Annotated in this window: 20 protein-coding genes; 15 read left to right on the forward strand and 5 right to left on the reverse strand. The window is 69.9% G+C overall.

The genetic code is table 11. The features are described 5' to 3' along the window. Positions 1-14: 14 nt before the first annotated feature. The 3 genes from ACFPLC_RS27185 to ACFPLC_RS27195 all read left to right on the forward strand — a co-directional run bounded on the left by ACFPLC_RS27185 (position 15) and on the right by ACFPLC_RS27195 (position 2,618). Positions 15-209, forward strand: coding sequence for a DUF3046 domain-containing protein (locus ACFPLC_RS27185; RefSeq protein WP_176175862.1), 195 nt, complete (start codon positions 15-17; stop codon positions 207-209). A gap of 239 nt (positions 210-448) precedes the next feature. Then, positions 449-1,495, forward strand: coding sequence for a recombinase RecA (gene recA / locus ACFPLC_RS27190; protein ID WP_086845885.1), 1,047 nt, complete (start codon positions 449-451; stop codon positions 1,493-1,495). Between the two features lie 595 nt (positions 1,496-2,090). Then, positions 2,091-2,618 (forward strand): regulatory protein RecX, encoded by a 528-nt coding sequence (locus ACFPLC_RS27195; protein ID WP_191311142.1) that lies wholly within the window; start codon positions 2,091-2,093, stop codon positions 2,616-2,618. Positions 2,619-2,740: 122 nt separating this feature from the next. Here ACFPLC_RS27195 and eda read toward each other — a convergent pair whose 3' ends face one another. Together eda and edd are read right to left on the reverse strand one after the other, a co-directional pair. Further along, on the reverse strand, positions 2,741-3,346 hold the full coding sequence (gene eda, locus ACFPLC_RS27200) for a bifunctional 4-hydroxy-2-oxoglutarate aldolase/2-dehydro-3-deoxy-phosphogluconate aldolase (RefSeq protein WP_378202974.1): 606 nt from the start codon (positions 3,344-3,346) through the stop codon (positions 2,741-2,743). Further along, a complete protein-coding gene (gene edd / locus ACFPLC_RS27205; protein WP_378202971.1) occupies positions 3,343-5,226 on the reverse strand; it encodes a phosphogluconate dehydratase in 1,884 nt (627 codons plus the stop codon). The genes eda and edd overlap by 4 nt, the downstream gene beginning before the upstream one ends. 246 nt (positions 5,227-5,472) lie before the next feature. Here edd and ACFPLC_RS27210 point away from each other — a divergent pair, with 246 nt between their 5' ends. The 7 genes from ACFPLC_RS27210 (at position 5,473) to ACFPLC_RS27240 (ending at position 10,813) form a co-directional block, all read left to right on the forward strand. After that, on the forward strand, positions 5,473-5,760 hold the full coding sequence (locus tag ACFPLC_RS27210; protein WP_378202968.1) for a hypothetical protein: 288 nt from the start codon (positions 5,473-5,475) through the stop codon (positions 5,758-5,760). Continuing rightward, positions 5,757-6,581: a hypothetical protein gene (locus tag ACFPLC_RS27215; RefSeq protein ID WP_191311031.1), complete on the forward strand. Its 825-nt coding sequence runs from the start codon at positions 5,757-5,759 to the stop codon at positions 6,579-6,581. The genes ACFPLC_RS27210 and ACFPLC_RS27215 overlap by 4 nt, the downstream gene beginning before the upstream one ends. A gap of 46 nt (positions 6,582-6,627) precedes the next feature. Continuing rightward, positions 6,628-8,544 (forward strand): fumarate reductase/succinate dehydrogenase flavoprotein subunit, encoded by a 1,917-nt coding sequence (locus ACFPLC_RS27220; protein WP_378202965.1) that lies wholly within the window; start codon positions 6,628-6,630, stop codon positions 8,542-8,544. Next, positions 8,541-9,293 carry a succinate dehydrogenase/fumarate reductase iron-sulfur subunit gene (locus ACFPLC_RS27225; protein ID WP_378202962.1) on the forward strand — a complete coding sequence of 251 codons (753 nt, stop codon included), beginning with the start codon at positions 8,541-8,543 and terminating at the stop codon, positions 9,291-9,293. Before ACFPLC_RS27220 ends, ACFPLC_RS27225 begins: the two co-directional genes overlap by 4 nt. Before the next feature lie 27 nt (positions 9,294-9,320). Next, complete coding sequence (locus ACFPLC_RS27230) at positions 9,321-9,845, forward strand: GNAT family N-acetyltransferase (RefSeq protein ID WP_378202959.1); 525 nt, start codon at positions 9,321-9,323, stop codon at positions 9,843-9,845. Next, positions 9,842-10,399 carry an amidohydrolase family protein gene (locus ACFPLC_RS27235; protein ID WP_378202956.1) on the forward strand — a complete coding sequence of 186 codons (558 nt, stop codon included), beginning with the start codon at positions 9,842-9,844 and terminating at the stop codon, positions 10,397-10,399. Before ACFPLC_RS27230 ends, ACFPLC_RS27235 begins: the two co-directional genes overlap by 4 nt. A 210-nt stretch (positions 10,400-10,609) precedes the next feature. Beyond that, the gene (locus ACFPLC_RS27240) at positions 10,610-10,813 is read left to right on the forward strand and encodes an amidohydrolase family protein (protein ID WP_378202953.1); all 204 of its coding nucleotides are present in this window, start codon (positions 10,610-10,612) and stop codon (positions 10,811-10,813) included. Here the strand turns inward: ACFPLC_RS27240 and ACFPLC_RS27245 are convergent. Next, the gene (locus tag ACFPLC_RS27245) at positions 10,797-10,982 is read right to left on the reverse strand and encodes a DUF397 domain-containing protein (RefSeq protein WP_378202950.1); all 186 of its coding nucleotides are present in this window, start codon (positions 10,980-10,982) and stop codon (positions 10,797-10,799) included. The genes ACFPLC_RS27240 and ACFPLC_RS27245 overlap by 17 nt on opposite strands. 3 nt (positions 10,983-10,985) lie before the next feature. Further along, positions 10,986-11,837, reverse strand: coding sequence for a helix-turn-helix domain-containing protein (locus tag ACFPLC_RS27250; protein ID WP_378202947.1), 852 nt, complete (start codon positions 11,835-11,837; stop codon positions 10,986-10,988). On the opposite strand from ACFPLC_RS27250, the gene ACFPLC_RS27255 reads away from it, so the two are divergent. Genes ACFPLC_RS27255 through ACFPLC_RS27275 form a run of 5 tightly spaced genes read left to right on the forward strand, consistent with a single transcriptional unit; the run spans position 11,812 to position 14,446 of the window. Beyond that, a complete protein-coding gene (locus ACFPLC_RS27255) occupies positions 11,812-12,048 on the forward strand; it encodes a hypothetical protein (protein ID WP_378235950.1) in 237 nt (78 codons plus the stop codon). The two genes, ACFPLC_RS27250 and ACFPLC_RS27255, sit on opposite strands and share 26 nt — an antisense overlap. An 8-nt stretch (positions 12,049-12,056) precedes the next feature. Continuing rightward, complete coding sequence (locus ACFPLC_RS27260; protein ID WP_378202944.1) at positions 12,057-12,767, forward strand: YoaK family protein; 711 nt, start codon at positions 12,057-12,059, stop codon at positions 12,765-12,767. Beyond that, positions 12,764-13,381 carry a hypothetical protein gene (locus ACFPLC_RS27265; protein WP_378202941.1) on the forward strand — a complete coding sequence of 206 codons (618 nt, stop codon included), beginning with the start codon at positions 12,764-12,766 and terminating at the stop codon, positions 13,379-13,381. Before ACFPLC_RS27260 ends, ACFPLC_RS27265 begins: the two co-directional genes overlap by 4 nt. Then, positions 13,378-13,992 carry a hypothetical protein gene (locus tag ACFPLC_RS27270; RefSeq protein ID WP_378235952.1) on the forward strand — a complete coding sequence of 205 codons (615 nt, stop codon included), beginning with the start codon at positions 13,378-13,380 and terminating at the stop codon, positions 13,990-13,992. The genes ACFPLC_RS27265 and ACFPLC_RS27270 overlap by 4 nt, the downstream gene beginning before the upstream one ends. A gap of 10 nt (positions 13,993-14,002) precedes the next feature. Then, a complete protein-coding gene (locus ACFPLC_RS27275) occupies positions 14,003-14,446 on the forward strand; it encodes a VOC family protein (RefSeq protein WP_378202935.1) in 444 nt (147 codons plus the stop codon). Here ACFPLC_RS27275 and ACFPLC_RS27280 read toward each other — a convergent pair. Next, the gene (locus ACFPLC_RS27280; RefSeq protein WP_378202932.1) at positions 14,443-15,180 is read right to left on the reverse strand and encodes an SDR family NAD(P)-dependent oxidoreductase; all 738 of its coding nucleotides are present in this window, start codon (positions 15,178-15,180) and stop codon (positions 14,443-14,445) included. The genes ACFPLC_RS27275 and ACFPLC_RS27280 overlap by 4 nt on opposite strands. Between the last annotated feature and the right edge of the window lie 12 nt (positions 15,181-15,192).

Below are 15,192 nucleotides of genomic sequence, written 5' to 3' on the forward strand. Positions count from 1 at the left end.
TTAGAGTGGGTTCGATGCGGATCACGGTTTTCCGGCGGCTGATGGCCGAGGAGTTCGGTCCCGGGCGGGCCCAGGTGCTGGCCAGGGACCACGTCCTGAGCGGGCTCGGCGGGCGCACCGTCGACCAGGCGCTGACCGCGGGAATCCCCGCCAAGGAGATCTGGCGCGAGGTCTGCGACGCCTTCGACGTCCCGGCCGAACGGCGCTGACCTGCGGTTCTGTGGACCGGCACCGACCCGGGCGGGGGAAAATCCTACCGCAAGGGTGTGTCGCTGCCGACCTCGAACAGGTGTTCGTCTAAGGTGTTGTCCACATCGGGTCCAGCGATCCACAGATTGGGCGCCGCGCCTGGAATTGTCGGTCCCCGCCGCTAGCGTCGGACCGGACAGCTGAAGAACCGACACAGAGAGCCCTCGACGGGGCCTCCGACCAGCGAGGTGGACTTTCCATGCCTGCAGCACCCGACAAGGACAAGGCGCTCGAGCTCGCGCTCGCGCAGATCGACAAGCAGTACGGCAAGGGCTCGGTGATGCGCCTCGGCGAGGACACCCGGCCGCCCATCGCCGTGATCCCCACCGGCTCGATCGCCCTCGACGTCGCACTCGGCATCGGCGGGCTGCCCCGCGGCCGCGTCGTCGAGATCTACGGCCCGGAATCCTCCGGTAAGACGACGGTCGCCCTGCACGCGGTGGCGAACGCCCAGCGCGCCGGCGGCATCGCGGCGTTCATCGACGCCGAGCACGCACTCGACCCGGAGTACGCCAAGGCCCTCGGCGTCGACACCGACGCGCTGCTCGTCTCCCAGCCGGACACCGGTGAGCAGGCGCTGGAGATCGCGGACATGCTGATCCGCTCCGGCGCGCTCGACATCCTCGTCATCGACTCCGTGGCCGCGCTCGTGCCGCGCGCCGAAATCGAGGGCGAGATGGGCGACTCGCACGTCGGCCTCCAGGCCCGCCTGATGAGCCAGGCGCTGCGGAAGATCACCGGTGCGCTGTCCAACTCCGGCACCACGGCGATCTTCATCAACCAGCTCCGCGAAAAGGTCGGCGTCATGTTCGGCTCCCCGGAGACGACCACCGGTGGCAAGGCGCTGAAGTTTTACGCGTCGGTCCGCCTGGACGTGCGCCGCATCGAGACGATGAAGGACGGCGGCGAGGCGGTCGGCAACCGGACCCGCGTCAAGGTCGTCAAGAACAAGGTGGCCCCGCCCTTCAAGCAGGCCGAGTTCGACATCCTGTACGGCCAGGGCATCTCCCGCGAGGGCTCGCTCATCGACATGGGTGTCGACCAGTCCATCCTGCGCAAGTCCGGTGCCTGGTACACCTACGAGGGCGACCAGCTCGGCCAGGGCAAGGAGAACGCGCGCCGGTTCCTGCGCGACAACCCGGACATCGCCAACGAGATCGAGAAGCGGATCAAGGAGAAGCTCGGCATCGGTCCGCAGCTCGACGCCGCCGCCGTCGAGGCTGTTCCGGCGCCGGTCGACTTCTGATCGGAGTAGCGCTCCGGGATTGGGTGAGGTGTGCTGCGGGATTGGGTGAGGTGTGCTCGCGGAGTGCGCTTGCCTTTATCCCTTCGCCGTGTTTTCCGGGGGTCGAACCCCCGGACCCCCGCCAGGGGGCGAGCCCCCTGGACCCCCGGTGGGTTGCGTTGCGCGGTGATGTGCGGCTTTGGTGATGCTCGGAGCTGCGGGATTGGGTGAGGTCTGCTCGCGGAGTGCGCTCGCCTTTATCCCTCCGCCGTGTTCTCCGGGGGTCGAACCCCCGGACCCCCGCCAGGGGGCGAGCCCCCTGGACCCCCGGTGGGTTGCGTTGCGCGGTGATGTGCGGCTTTGGTGATGCTCGGAGCTGCGGGATTGGGTGAGGTGTGCTCGCGGAGTGCGCTTGCCTTTATCCCTTCGCCGTGTTTTCCGGGGGTCGAACCCCCGGACCCCCGCCAGGGGGCGAGCCCCCTGGACCCCCGGTGGGGTTGCGTTGGGTGGTGACCCGCGCGCCGGGTGGTGCGCGGTATCGGTGACGCTCGGCTTGGTCACGTGTGGGCTGGGCTGGTGAGGACTAGGAGTGATCTGGGTGGCCAGGGCGCCGAAGGTGCCGCCGGCTGAGCTTGCTCCTGAGGAGCGGTACAAGAAGGCCAAGGAGATCTGCTTCGATCTCCTGGCCGCTCGGCCGCGGACCCAGGAAGAGCTGCGGCAGGCGTTGCACCGCAAGGGGTTCGACGAACAGACCTGCGAGACCCTGCTCGGCAAGCTCGACCGGGCAGGGCTGGTCAACGACGCGGAATTCGCGGAACTGTGGGTGAAATCCCGGCACGCGAACCAAGGCCTGTCCCGCACCGCGCTGGTGGCCGAACTGCGGCGCAAAGGCGTCGACGGCGAGGTCGCCGCGCAGGCGGCCGGCGAAGTCGACCGCGAATCCGAGGAACAGATGGCCAGGGAACTGGTCCGCAAACGCCTCGGCTCACTCGGCAACGTCGACGAACAGACCGCCCTCCGGCGCCTGCTCGGCTTCCTCGCGCGCAAGGGCTACCCGCAAGGGCTGGCCTACACCGTGATCAGGGAGGAACTCCGCGAGTACGGCGCGGAGTCCACCCTGCTCGACGACGCGGTCATCGACTGACCGGCACCCGGCGCCGCCGGAGGGCCGGGGCCGGGTGATGGCGCGAAGCCCGCGGGTTGGTGGCGGGCCTTGCCCCTGTTGCCGGGTGCGGACGCACATTCCGCCCTTCGGGTGTGGCTCCGCTACAGCGCGGCAGCCTCCGCGGCCAGCTTCTCGATCGTGGCCGGGTCGAGCGAGGCCGTCAGCCACGAGCCGCCGATGCAGCCGACGTTCGGCAGCGCCAGGTAGGACGGTGCCGAGGCCACGGTGATCCCACCAGTGGGGCAGAAGCGCAACGACGGCAACGGACCCGCGATCGACTTCAGGTACGCGACACCGCCGGACGCCTCCGCCGGGAAGAACTTCAGCGCCGTGAGCCCGCGCTCGGCCAGCCGCATCGCCTCGGACACCGTGCTCGCGCCCGGCAGGAACGGCAGCCCGGTGTCAAAGCACGCGTCGACGACGGCGTCCGTGCAGCCGGGCGTCACGAGGAACTTCGCGCCCGCGTCGGCCGCCTGCTTCGCCTGGTCCGGCGAGACGACGGTGCCGGCGCCGATGACGATGTCCGGCACCTCCGCGGCGACGCGCTCGATCGCCGACAACGCGGCCGGCGTGCGCAGGGTCAGCTCGATGACCCCGATCCCGCCGGCGAGCAGGGCCCGGGCCGTGGGCACCGCGTCGTCGGCGTCGTCGATCACCACGACGGGCATCACGGGGGACAGCTCGAGCAGGTCCTGACCGGTGGTCACTGACCGACCTCCTGGGTTGTGAAAGCGGGCGTTCCGAAGTGTTCCGGAGTCAAGCCGCCGAACACGGAAGCGCCCTGGTCAGCTGGGCCGACGGCACGGCGCAACGCGGCGAACAGCTCTCGGCCGGTGCCGGTCCAGGATGCTTCGGACGGTGGGGCGTCCACAAGTTCACGCCGGGCGAGTTCTTCGTCACCGACCAGCACGTCGAGCGAACCCGCGGAAGCGTCGAGCCGGATCACGTCGCCGTCCGCGACGCGGGCGATCACGCCTCCCGCCGCGGCTTCCGGCGTCACCTGGATGGCGGCCGGGATCTTGCCCGACGCGCCCGACATGCGGCCGTCGGTGAGCAACGCCACGGCGTGCCCGCGGTCCATCAGCACACCCAGCGCCGGTGTCAGGCCGTGCAGCTCCGGCATGCCGTTGGCCTGCGGGCCCTGCTGCCGGATCACCACGACGACGTCCCGGTCCAGCTCGCCGGCCTCGAACGCGGCGGTGAAGTCCTCCTGGGTGGTGAACACCCGCGCCGGCGCCTGGACGACCCGGTGCTCGGGCGCCACCGCGGACACCTTCACCACCGCGCGGCCGAGATTGCCCTCGACCATCCGCAGCCCGCCGTCTGCGGCGAACGGCCGCCACGCCGGGCGCAGGACGTCCTCGTCGAGGCTGCGGGTGGGGACGTCCCGCCAGACCAGTTCGCCGTCGGACAGGATCGGCTCGGCGCGGTAGCGGTGCAGGCCGAACCCGGCCACCGTGTGCACGTCCTCGTGCAGCAGCCCGGCGTCGAGCAGCGTGCCGACCAGGAACTGGATGCCGCCGGCGGCGTGGAAGTGGTTGATGTCGGCGCTGCCGTTGGGGTAGACCCGCGCCAGCAGCGGCACGACGGCCGAGAGGTCGGAGAAGTCGTCCCAGGTCAGCTGGATGCCCGCAGCCGCGGCGATCGCGACCAGGTGCATCGTGTGGTTGGTCGAGCCGCCGGTCGCGAGCAGCGCGATGACGCCGTTGACGAACGCCTTCTCGTCGAGGATCCGCGAGACCGGCGTGTACTCCTCGCCGCGCGAGATCGCCACGACCCGGCGCCCGGCTTCCTCGGTGAGCGCCTGGCGCAACGAAGAACCCGGCTGCACGAAGCTGGCGCCCGGCAGGTGCAGGCCCATCACCTCGACGACCATCTGGTTCGAGTTGGCGGTGCCGTAGAAGGTGCAGGTGCCGGCCGAGTGGTACGACGCCGCTTCGGCGTCGAGGAGGTCTTCGCGGGTCGCGCGCCCCTCGGCGTACAGCTGCCGGACGCGCGCCTTCTCCTTGTTCGGCAGCCCCGAGTTCATCGGCCCCGCAGGCACCAGCAGAGCAGGCAGGTGACCGAACGACAGCGCACCGATCAGCAACCCCGGCACGATCTTGTCGCAGACGCCCAGCAGCAGCGCGGCGTCGAACATGTCGTGCGACAGCGCGATCGCCGTCGACATCGCGATGACTTCGCGGCTGAACAACGACAGCTCCATGCCCGCGCGGCCCTGCGTGATGCCGTCGCACATCGCGGGCACGCCGCCGGCGAACTGGGCGACCCCGCCGGCCGAGCGCACGGACTTCTTCAGCCACGCCGGGTACTCCTGCATCGGCTGGTGCGCCGAGAGCAAGTCGTTGTAGGACGACACGATCGCGACACCGGGAGCACGCGCGGCCCGCAGCGCTTCCTTGTCGACGCCGTCCATCGCGGCGAAGCCGTGGGCGAGGTTGCTGCACGCGAGGCCGCGGCGGACCGGGCCGTCGGCGTGCGCGGCGGCCATGCGGTCGAGGTAGGCGGTGCGGGTCGCGGCACTGCGCGCGGCGATGCGGGCGGTGACTTCGGCGATGACGGGGTGCAACGATGGGGTCGGGCTCATGTCCGGCTCCGGATCACTGGGGATGGGTGGTCCGCGGGACGGCAGCGCTGACGCCTCAGGGTCGTGACACTGGCCACACTACCTCGGGAAAACGCCGAATCAAAATCGATTCAGAAGATCGATTTGCGTGACCCCGATCACCTCCGGAACCGTTAGTGTGCTAGTTGTCACACTGCACGACGCGTGGCAGTGCCTTCGAAGGTTCCTTCGCCGGTTCCCTGCCAGCCCCACCACACGGGAGGCATGATGTCCACCTCCGAGATCGCCGAGCTGCGGCGAACCATCGGCCAGCTCCGGCAGTGCGTCGGCGCACTGCGCTCTCGCTACGGCGACGCGTCGGCGATCCGCCGGCTCGCCAACGACGTCGAGCGCCTCGACATCGACACCGCGGACCTCGACGGCGTCCCCCTCGCGGTGCCCGCACAGGCGAAGGCCGCGGAGCGCGTCCCCGTCCCCGACACCCCCTACGACCCGGCGCTGTGGCACGGCGCCGATGACGAAGGCGTCGGCGGCTACAAGCGCGACCAGCGGTGAGCGCTCCCGCTGACAACGGCGTCGGCACCGGCGTCCGGGCCCCCAAGCGGGCCCGGATCGCCGAGCGCACCCTCCGCACGGACCGGTGGTGGCTCCAGCCGCTGCTGACCGTGCTCGGACTGTCGGCGTTCATCGTCTACGCGACGGTCCGGTCGTTCGTGCGCACCGCCTACTGGGTGCCCGACTACCACTACCTGACGCCGTTCTACTCGCCTTGCCTGTCCACTTCCTGCGTCGAAGGCTCGAGCCACTTCGGCCACTGGTTCGGCGACCTGCCCGGGTTCATCCCGCTCGGCTTCGTCGTGCTGCCGTTCCTGCTCGGGTTCCGCCTGACCTGCTACTACTACCGCAAGGCCTACTACCGGTCGGTGTGGTTCTCCCCGCCCGCCTGCGCCGTCGCGGAACCGCACGCCAAGTACACCGGCGAGACGCGGCTGCCGCTGATCATCCAGAACGTCCACCGCTACTTCTTCTACGTCGCGCTGATCGTCTCGCTGGTCAACACCTACGACGCGATCACGGCGTTCCACGGCAAGACCGGCGGCTTCGGCTTCGGGCTCGGCAACATCATCCTGCTGGGCAACGTGATCCTGCTCTGGGCCTACACGCTGTCGTGCCACTCGTGCCGGCACGTGACCGGCGGGCGGCTGAAGCACTTCTCCAAGCACCCGGTGCGCTACTGGATCTGGACGCAGGTCACGAAGCTCAACACCCGCCACATGACGCTGGCCTGGACGACGCTCGGCACGCTGGTGCTGACCGACTTCTACGTCATGCTCGTCGCCAGCGGCGCGATCTCGGACCTCCGGTTCGTGAACTAGTTCTTCCCAACAACAGACGTCCCCAGTTCCGAGGTGGAATCTCTTCATGACCGAGGTCGAACGGCACAGCTACGACGTGGTGGTGATCGGTGCCGGTGGCGCCGGTCTGCGCGCCGTGATCGAAGCCCGCGAACGCGGCTTCCGCGTCGCGGTCGTGTGCAAGTCCCTGTTCGGCAAGGCGCACACGGTGATGGCCGAGGGCGGGTGCGCGGCCTCGATGGGCAACGCGAACTCGAACGACAACTGGCAGGTGCACTTCCGCGACACCATGCGCGGCGGGAAGTTCCTCAACAACTGGCGGATGGCCGAGCTGCACGCCAAGGAGGCGCCGGACCGCGTCTGGGAGCTCGAGACCTACGGCGCCCTGTTCGACCGCACCGCCGACGGCCGGATCAGCCAGCGCAACTTCGGCGGGCACACGTACCCGCGGCTGGCGCACGTCGGTGACCGCACCGGGCTCGAGCTGATCCGCACGATGCAGCAGAAGATCGTTTCGCTGCAGCAGGAGGACTTCGCCGAGACCGGGGACTACGAAGCGAAGATCAAGGTCTTCGCCGAGTGCACCGTCACCGAGCTGCTCACCACCGAGGGCCGCATCTCCGGCGCGTTCGGCTACTGGCGCGAGAGCGGCCGCTTCATCCTCTTCGAGGCACCCGCGGTCGTGCTCGCCACCGGCGGCATCGGCAAGTCGTTCAAGGTGACGTCGAACTCGTGGGAGTACACCGGCGACGGCCACGCGCTGGCCCTGCGGGCGGGCGCGAAGCTGATCAACATGGAGTTCGTCCAGTTCCACCCGACCGGGATGGTCTGGCCGCCGAGCGTCAAGGGCATCCTCGTCACCGAGGGCGTGCGCGGTGACGGCGGCGTGCTCAAGAACTCCGACGGCAAGCGGTTCATGTTCGAGTACGTGCCCGACGTGTTCAAGGGCCAGTACGCGGAAAGCGAAGAGGAAGCCGACCGCTGGTACACCGACGCGGACAACAACCGGCGCACGCCGGACCTGCTGCCCCGCGACGAGGTGGCCCGCGCGATCAACTCCGAGGTCAAGGAGGGCCGCGGCTCCCCGCACGGCGGTGTCTTCCTCGACATCGCCAGCCGGCTGCCGGCCGAGGAGATCCGCAAGCGGCTGCCGTCGATGTACCACCAGTTCAAGGAGCTGGCGGACGTCGACATCACCGCGGAGCCGATGGAGGTCGGCCCGACCTGCCACTACGTCATGGGCGGCATCGAGGTCGACCCGGACACGGCGGCGGCGAGCGTGCCCGGCCTGTTCGCGGCCGGCGAGTGCTCGGGCGGCATGCACGGCTCCAACCGGCTCGGCGGCAACTCGCTGTCCGACCTGCTCGTGTTCGGAAGGCGGGCCGGGCTCGGCGCGGCCGAGTACGTGCTGGGCCTCGAGGGCAGGCCGGTGGTGCAGGAGTCCGATGTGGACGCCGCGGCGAAGATGGCGCTGGCGCCGTTCGACCCGCCCGCCAGTGCGTCCGCGGAGAACCCGTACACCCTGCACACCGAGCTGCAGCAGTCGATGAACGACCTGGTCGGGATCATCCGCAAGGCGGGTGAGATCGAGCAGGCGCTGGTGAAGCTGGCGGAGCTGCGGGAGCGGATCCTGCGCGTCACCGTCGAAGGGCACCGGCAGTTCAACCCCGGCTGGCACCTCGCGATCGACCTGCGCAACATGCTGATGGTCAGCGAGTGCGTCGCCAAGGCGGCGCTGACGCGGACCGAAAGCCGCGGCGGGCACACGCGCGACGACTTCCCGAGCATGGAAGCCGACTGGCGCAACAAGCTCCTCGTGTGCTCGGCTTCCCAGGGCGACAACCCGGTGGTGCCGGACATCGACGTCGAGGTGAAGGCGCAGGAGCCGCTGCGGCAGGACCTGCTGGAGCTGTTCGAGTTCGGCGAACTCGGGAAGTACTACACCGATGCGGAGCTCGAGACGCACCCCGGGAGCAAGGCATGAGCTACAAGGCGAGTTTCCGGGTCTGGCGCGGCGACGCCGACGGCGGCGGGCTGCAGGACTTCACGGTGGAGGTGAACGAGGGCGAGGTCGTCCTCGACATCATCCACCGGCTGCAGGCGACGCAGGCCGCGGACCTCGCCGTCCGCTGGAACTGCAAGGCGGGCAAGTGCGGCTCGTGCTCGGCGGAGATCAACGGCCGCCCGCGCCTGCTGTGCATGACGCGGATGTCGACGTTCACCGAGGACGAGGTGATCACGGTGACGCCGATGCGGACGTTCCCGGTGATCCGCGACCTCGTGACCGACGTGTCGTTCAACTACACGAAGGCGCGCGAGATCCCGTCGTTCACCCCGCCGGCGGACCTGAAGCCGGGCAAGTACCGGATGCAGCAGGTCGACGTCGAGCGGTCGCAGGAGTTCCGCAAGTGCATCGAGTGCTTCCTGTGCCAGAACACCTGCCACGTGGTGCGTGACCACGAGGAGAACAAGGAAGCCTTCGCCGGGCCGCGGTACCTGATGCGCATCGCCGAGCTGGAGATGCACCCGCTGGACGTCGCGGACCGCCGTGACGCGGCGCAGGACGAGCACGGGCTCGGCTACTGCAACATCACGAAGTGCTGCTCGGAGGTGTGCCCCGAGGGGATCCACATCACGGACAACGCGCTGATCCCGATGAAGGAGCGCGTCGCGGACCGCAAGTACGACCCGATCGTGTGGCTGGGCAACAAGCTCTTCCGCCGGGACAAGTGAGCCGTCCCCACCTGGCATGGTGGGGACATGGAGATCGCACTGCTGCCGCCGTCGGCTGACCACGCCGTGATCGAACGGGTCACGGCGCTGGTCAACCAGGTCTACGCCGAATCCGAGAAGGGGCTCTGGCTCGGGAGCACCGACCGGACGTCCGTCGCCGAGGTCGCCGGGTTCGTGGCGGCCGGGGAGATCGCCGTTGCCTTCGTCGAAGGCGATGTCGCCGGGTCGGTGCGGATCCAGCGGCTCGACGAGGCGACCGGGGAGTTCGGCATGCTCGCCGCCGACCCCGCGCGGCGGGGGACCGGTGTCGGGCGGGAGCTCGTGCGGTTCGCCGAGCGGGTGAGCCGGGACGCCGGGTGCCGGGAGATGCAGCTCGAGCTGCTCGTGCCGCGAGACTGGACGCATCCGTCGAAGCAGTTCCTGGCCGAGTGGTACGGCCGGCTCGGCTACCGCGTGACGCACCGCGCCGATCTCGCCGAGGACTACCCGCACCTCGCGCCGTCGCTGGCCACGCCGTGCGATTTCCTGATCTACCGCAAGGACCTCCGGTGACGGTGCTGGGTGGGGCGCGCGTGTTCGATCCCGAAACCGGGGAGAGCACCCGCGCGGACGTGCGGCTGGACGGCTCACGCATCGCCGAGGTCGGCCTGGGCCTGGACGGCCCGCGCGTCGACTGCTCCGGGGGCTTGCTGATCCCCGGGCTCATCGACTGCCACGTGCACGTGGCCTTCCCGCGGCCGGAGCCGTTGCCGCGCAGCGCCCGGATCCTCGAGGCCGTGCCGGTGCCGCGCGGGCTGCTGGCGCGCGGGATCACCACCGTCCGGGACGCCTGGGGCGCCGACGCCGGGGTCAAGCACGCCCTTCGCGAAGGGTGGCTCACCGGGCCGGACCTGCTGATCAGCCTGCGTCAACTGGGGCCGACCGGAGGGCTCGGCGACAGCTGGGAGCCGCCCGCGGGCGCCGTCGACCACTACGGGGACCCGTCGCTGCCCGACCCGGTGTTCGACGGGCCGGACGCGGCGCGCGCGGCCGTCCGCCGGATGGTGCGGGCGGGCGCCGACTGGATCAAGGTCGGCGCGAGCGGGGCGATGCGGGCGCCCGCTTGAGCTTCACCCCGCCTCGACGCAGTGAATGACTCATTCCTGGCGTCTGACGTCAGGAATGAGTCATTCACTGCGACGGGCCGGCGCCTTACGCTTTCGCCGATCAATGACAGCGAGTTCGCCGAGCCGCGCCTCCGCTCGCTGCGGTTCGCGGTGGAAGCCGGGGTCCGTGTCGCCGCTGGTTCCGACCTTGCTCCGCGCCCCCATGTCGACTTGACGACTGAGCTACGGCTCTTGGCCGTGGTACTCGGCGAAGCCGCCCGGCTGCTCCGCCTCGACGACGACCGCGGCCGGATCGAGCCGGGGTTGCGGGCCGACCTGGTGCTGCTGGACGGCACGGATCTCGACGTGACCGACCTGCCCGGGCGGATCCGGGCGGTCTGGCGGGACGGGGAGCGGGTCAGCGCAGGGAGCTGAGCAGAGCGCTCCACGCGGGGTGGGGGACGGTCAGGTGCCCGGCGGCGGGCGCCTTCGAGTCGCGGACCGCGGTGGTTCGGGACTCGAGGGCAATCTCGACGCAGGTGCTGTGTTCGGTGTCGGCATCGCTGTGACTGCTCTTGAACCACTTCCGTTCGCGGCCCGCCATCGGTCACTCCTTCATGCGCTCGAACTCGTCCGCCAGCCGGATGAGCACCTCCCTGGATTCTCCCTCGGATAGGGCGGCTTGTTCCAGCCTCGTGGCCAGGACGTAGAACGCCTCGACCGCGATCCGGTCGTCGATGAACAGGCCGGCCGCGTAGGTTTCCTCGTAGACCACCGGCAGGTGTTCGGGAAACTCCAAGATGGTGAACCGGCTGCCCACGAGGTGGTAGGGGAGCGCGGTTTCCGGCAGGACCCGGATGGTGCAGTGCGGCAGGTTGGTCGACAGCACCAGGTACTGCAGCTGATCGTGCATCAGCGCCGGATCGCGGACGATGGTCCGGAGGCTGCGCTCGTAGACGAAGTAGCGGCAGCGCGGCGGGTTGGGCCGCTGCAGGAGCTGCTGCCGGTCGAGTCGGGCCTGCACGAGGAGCTTCAGCCGGTCCGCGGTGTAGCGCCCGGTCAGTTCGTAGAGCTCCCGCACGTAGTCTTCGGTCTGCAACATGCCCGGGATGGCGGTCGGGCTGTGCGAGGTGATCGTCTCGGCCAGGTTCTCCTGGACGATCAGCGACTTCATCGGGTCGACGAGCTTGTCGAAGTAGGGCCGCACCCAGTAGAGGTCGCCGGGCGGCTTGACCAGCTCGAGGAGCCGCGCGCGTTCGGCGGCCTTGGTCCCGCAGTGGGCGAGGTAGATGGCGGCGTCGATCGCCGAGATGCGGCGGCCGTTCTCCCAGGCCGACACCTTCGACGCCGACCAGTCCGCGCGGCGGGCCATCTCGCGCAGGGTCATCCCGTTCAGCTCGCGCTGGCCCTTGAGTTCGTATGCCATTTCCCGGGTGCGCACCGTGCTCTTTTCGGTCATGCCACGGACGGTAGGGGTGACCTCCGACAAAACGACGGCCGCCGCGCGCGAATTCACCGCAAGGAGGTCGGTGTTCCGCCTGTGTGACAACAGAATCAGCGTGCGAAGGGCTGCGAAGGCTGCGAAGCTGCTTCGCGCGGCGAAGGCGCTTCGTGGTTTCTTAAACGGTATCTCGAATATTGATTTGGAAATGTCGGGCGGCCGGTGTTGAATGCAGGCATGGCACCACCGAAACCGCGGGACCTGGCCGCGCTGCTGCTGACGCTGACCGTCGTCACCGGGGTGGTCGACGCCGTCAGCTTCCTCGGGCTGGGCCGGGTCTTCGTCGCCAACATGACCGGGAACGTCGTGTTCCTCGGGTTCGCCGCGGCGGGGGAGACGACGCTGTCGGTGCTCGCGTCGCTGACCGCCGTGCTCGCGTTCTTGGCCGGCGCGCTCGCCGGCGGGCGGCTGGCCCGGCGCGAGGACGACCACGACGCCCTGCGGCAGGCGACCGCGGTGCAGGCGGCGCTGATCGCGGTGGCCGTCGCGCTGTCGGCGACCCTCGGCGGCGGCACCCGGCTGGGCGCCGAACTGCTGATCGTCGTGCTCGGGCTGGCGATGGGGCTGCAGAACGCGGCCGTCCGGCGGATCGGCGCGCCCGACCTGACGACGACCGTGCTGACGATGACGCTGACCGGCTTCGCGGCCGACTCGAAGGCCGCCGGTGGGCCGGGGTCGCACCCGCTGCGGAAGGTCGCCGCCGTGGGTGCCATGCTCGCCGGGGCCTTCGCGGGCGGGCTGCTGCAGCTGCACGTCGCGATGTGGGCCGCGCTGGGGGTGGCGCTCGCGCTGGTCCTCGGGGTGCTCGCCGTGCTGCACCACGCGCAGCGGAAGGTTGCCGAAGGGAAAACTTCGTCCGCAGAGGACGTATCGGGGGAGCAGGGATGACCTACGGAAGCGTACGGCTGTACCGGCGGGACTGGTCACCGGAGCAGGTGCACCGCCGGGTGGACTCGCTCGCGGCGGCCGGGATGGTGCTGGGCCACCTCCGGACCGGGCGGATCACCGCGCTCAGCGGGGAGTGGGAAACCTGCGGCGAGCAAGTCGAAATGGACCGGGAAAGCCTGCTGGCCGCCATGATCAGGCTGGACGGGAAGCACTTCACCTTCCAGTACTGGATGGCCGACGACGAGGACGCCGACGTCGTGTGCACGCTGACGCGGCTCGGCGACGTGGTCGTCGAGGACTACGGCCTCGACGGCTTCGGCGGTCCGGTATACCGGAAGGGACAGGACACGGTGATCCGCCCGTTGCTGGCCGAGTTCCGGGCGACCGGGCCGTCCGCGGTCGGGCTGGTCGTCGACCGCTGGGGGCCCGCGCTCGACACCGACCTCGACGACATCGTGACCGGCGGGCCGACTCCGGTCACCGTGGTGCCGGAGCTGATGGTGCTGCGGCCTGACATCGCCCGCCGGAACTTCGACCTCGGACGCCTGGTTCCGTTCGGTGACTTCCTCGCCCGCGACACGGACGGGATCCTCGCCCTGGCCGGGTCGGAATGACTTACGGATTCGTGCGGCTGTATCGGCGGGATTGGTCGTTGAAGCAGGTGCGGCGGCGGGTGGATTTGCTGGCGGCGCGGGGGATGGTGTTGCGGCATGTCCGCACCGGCCGGATCACTGCGATCAGCGGGGAGTGGGAGACGATCGGCGAGCAGGTCGAAATGGATCGGGAGGGCCTGCTCGCCGCGATGAGCGCGCTGCCGGAAGGCAAGCAGTTCACGTTCCAGTACTGGATGACGGGCGACGAGGACGCCGGCGTCACCTGCACGCTGACGCGCCTCGGCGACGTGGTCGTCGAGGACTACGACCTCGACGGCTTCGGCCTTCCGGTATACCGGAAGGGACAGGACACGGTGATCCGCCCGTTGCTGGCCGAGTTCCGGGCGACCGGGCCGTCCGCGGTGGCGCTGGTGGTCGACCGCTGGGGGCCCGCGCTCGACACCGACCTCGACGACATCGTGACCGGCGGGCCGACTCCGGTGACGGTGACGCCGGAGCTGATGGTGCTGCGGCCCGACATCGCCCGCCGGAACTTCGACCTCGGACGCCTGGTTCCGTTCGGTGACTTCCTCGCCCACGACACGGACGGGATCCTCGCCTTGGCTCGTTAACATGCCCAGCATGGCCATCAAACTGGAGAACGTCGGCATCGCCGTTCGCGACCTCGAAGCCACGATCGCCTTCTTCACCGATCTGGGGCTCACCGTCGTCGGCCGCGACACGGTCAGTGGTGAGTGGACCGACACTGCCGTCGGTCTCGATGGGAACCACGCCCGCATTGCCATGCTTCAGACGCCGGACGGTCGCGGCCGCCTCGAGCTCTTCGAGTACATCCATCCCGAAGCGATCGAAACGACGCCCACTCTTCCGAACGAGATCGGCATGCACCGCGTGGCCTTCTCCGTCGACGACATCGACAAAGCCCTCGAGACAGCCGCGAAGCACGGCTGCTTTCCGCTTCGGGGCGTGGCGACCTACGAGGACGTCTACAAGCTCACCTATGTCCGCGGCCCCAGCGGCATCATCGTGATGCTCGCCGAAGAACTGAAGAAAACCGACGGCTAACCGAGCGCGCGGCCGCCGTCGACCAGCAGGCGCTGGCCGGTGACGAAGGCCGCCTCCTCCGAGGCGAAGAAACTCACCGCCGCGGCCACGTCCTCCGGGGTGCCCAGTCGGCCCGCCGGGACCAAGGCCAGGTAGGCCGCACGCTCAGCCTCCGGCACCTCCGCGTGCCGCTCCACCGGGATGAACCCCGGCGCCACCGTGTTGACCGTGATGCCGTCCGGAGCCAGCTCGCGCGCCCACGCGCGGACCAGGCCGATCTGGGCGCTCTTGGCCGTCGCGTACGCCGAGCGGCCGGGTGGCGGGCGGTCCGCCACCTCCGAGTCGACGTGCACGATGCGGCCGTGGCGGCGGGCGCGCATCCCCGGCAGCACCGCGTGGCCCAGCAGCACCGGCGACCGCACGAAGAAGTCCAGCTGGGCCAGGTGATCCGGCCAATCCACTCCGGACAGCGGCGCTTCCGGCCGCGGGCCGGTGGCGTTGAGCACCAGCACGCCGATCGGGCCCAGCACCGCCGTGACCGCGTCGACCAGCTCGCCGACCTGGCGCCGGTCGGTGACGTCCGCCGCGAAGGCCGAAGCGCGGCCGCCCTCGGCGAGGATGCCCTCGGCGGCCGATTCGAGGTCGGCGTCGTCGTGGCGGCCGTTGACCGCGACGGCGAACCCGTCGCGGGCCAGCCGGCGCGCGATCACCCGGCCTAGGCCGCGGGAACTGCCGGTCACCAGTGCGACACCCATGCCGCCGACGCT

The organism is Amycolatopsis plumensis (assembly GCF_042652605.1).
GTDB lineage: Bacteria > Actinomycetota > Actinomycetes > Mycobacteriales > Pseudonocardiaceae > Amycolatopsis > Amycolatopsis plumensis.

What these genes read in the sequence shown, in the direction of transcription:
- ACFPLC_RS27185 (WP_176175862.1), top strand. Translation starts at nt 15, where the DNA reads ATGCGGATCACGGTTTTCCGGCGGCTGATGGCCGAGGAGTTCGGTCCC.
- recA (WP_086845885.1), top strand. Translation starts at nt 449, where the DNA reads ATGCCTGCAGCACCCGACAAGGACAAGGCGCTCGAGCTCGCGCTCGCG.
- edd (WP_378202971.1), bottom strand. Translation starts at nt 5,226, where the DNA reads ATGAGCCCGACCCCATCGTTGCACCCCGTCATCGCCGAAGTCACCGCC.
- ACFPLC_RS27210 (WP_378202968.1), top strand. Translation starts at nt 5,473, where the DNA reads ATGTCCACCTCCGAGATCGCCGAGCTGCGGCGAACCATCGGCCAGCTC.
- ACFPLC_RS27220 (WP_378202965.1), top strand. Translation starts at nt 6,628, where the DNA reads ATGACCGAGGTCGAACGGCACAGCTACGACGTGGTGGTGATCGGTGCC.
- ACFPLC_RS27225 (WP_378202962.1), top strand. Translation starts at nt 8,541, where the DNA reads ATGAGCTACAAGGCGAGTTTCCGGGTCTGGCGCGGCGACGCCGACGGC.
- ACFPLC_RS27230 (WP_378202959.1), top strand. Translation starts at nt 9,321, where the DNA reads ATGGAGATCGCACTGCTGCCGCCGTCGGCTGACCACGCCGTGATCGAA.
- ACFPLC_RS27245 (WP_378202950.1), bottom strand. Translation starts at nt 10,982, where the DNA reads ATGGCGGGCCGCGAACGGAAGTGGTTCAAGAGCAGTCACAGCGATGCC.
- ACFPLC_RS27250 (WP_378202947.1), bottom strand. Translation starts at nt 11,837, where the DNA reads ATGACCGAAAAGAGCACGGTGCGCACCCGGGAAATGGCATACGAACTC.
- ACFPLC_RS27260 (WP_378202944.1), top strand. Translation starts at nt 12,057, where the DNA reads ATGGCACCACCGAAACCGCGGGACCTGGCCGCGCTGCTGCTGACGCTG.
- ACFPLC_RS27265 (WP_378202941.1), top strand. Translation starts at nt 12,764, where the DNA reads ATGACCTACGGAAGCGTACGGCTGTACCGGCGGGACTGGTCACCGGAG.
- ACFPLC_RS27270 (WP_378235952.1), top strand. Translation starts at nt 13,378, where the DNA reads ATGACTTACGGATTCGTGCGGCTGTATCGGCGGGATTGGTCGTTGAAG.
- ACFPLC_RS27275 (WP_378202935.1), top strand. Translation starts at nt 14,003, where the DNA reads ATGGCCATCAAACTGGAGAACGTCGGCATCGCCGTTCGCGACCTCGAA.
- ACFPLC_RS27280 (WP_378202932.1), bottom strand. Translation starts at nt 15,180, where the DNA reads ATGGGTGTCGCACTGGTGACCGGCAGTTCCCGCGGCCTAGGCCGGGTG.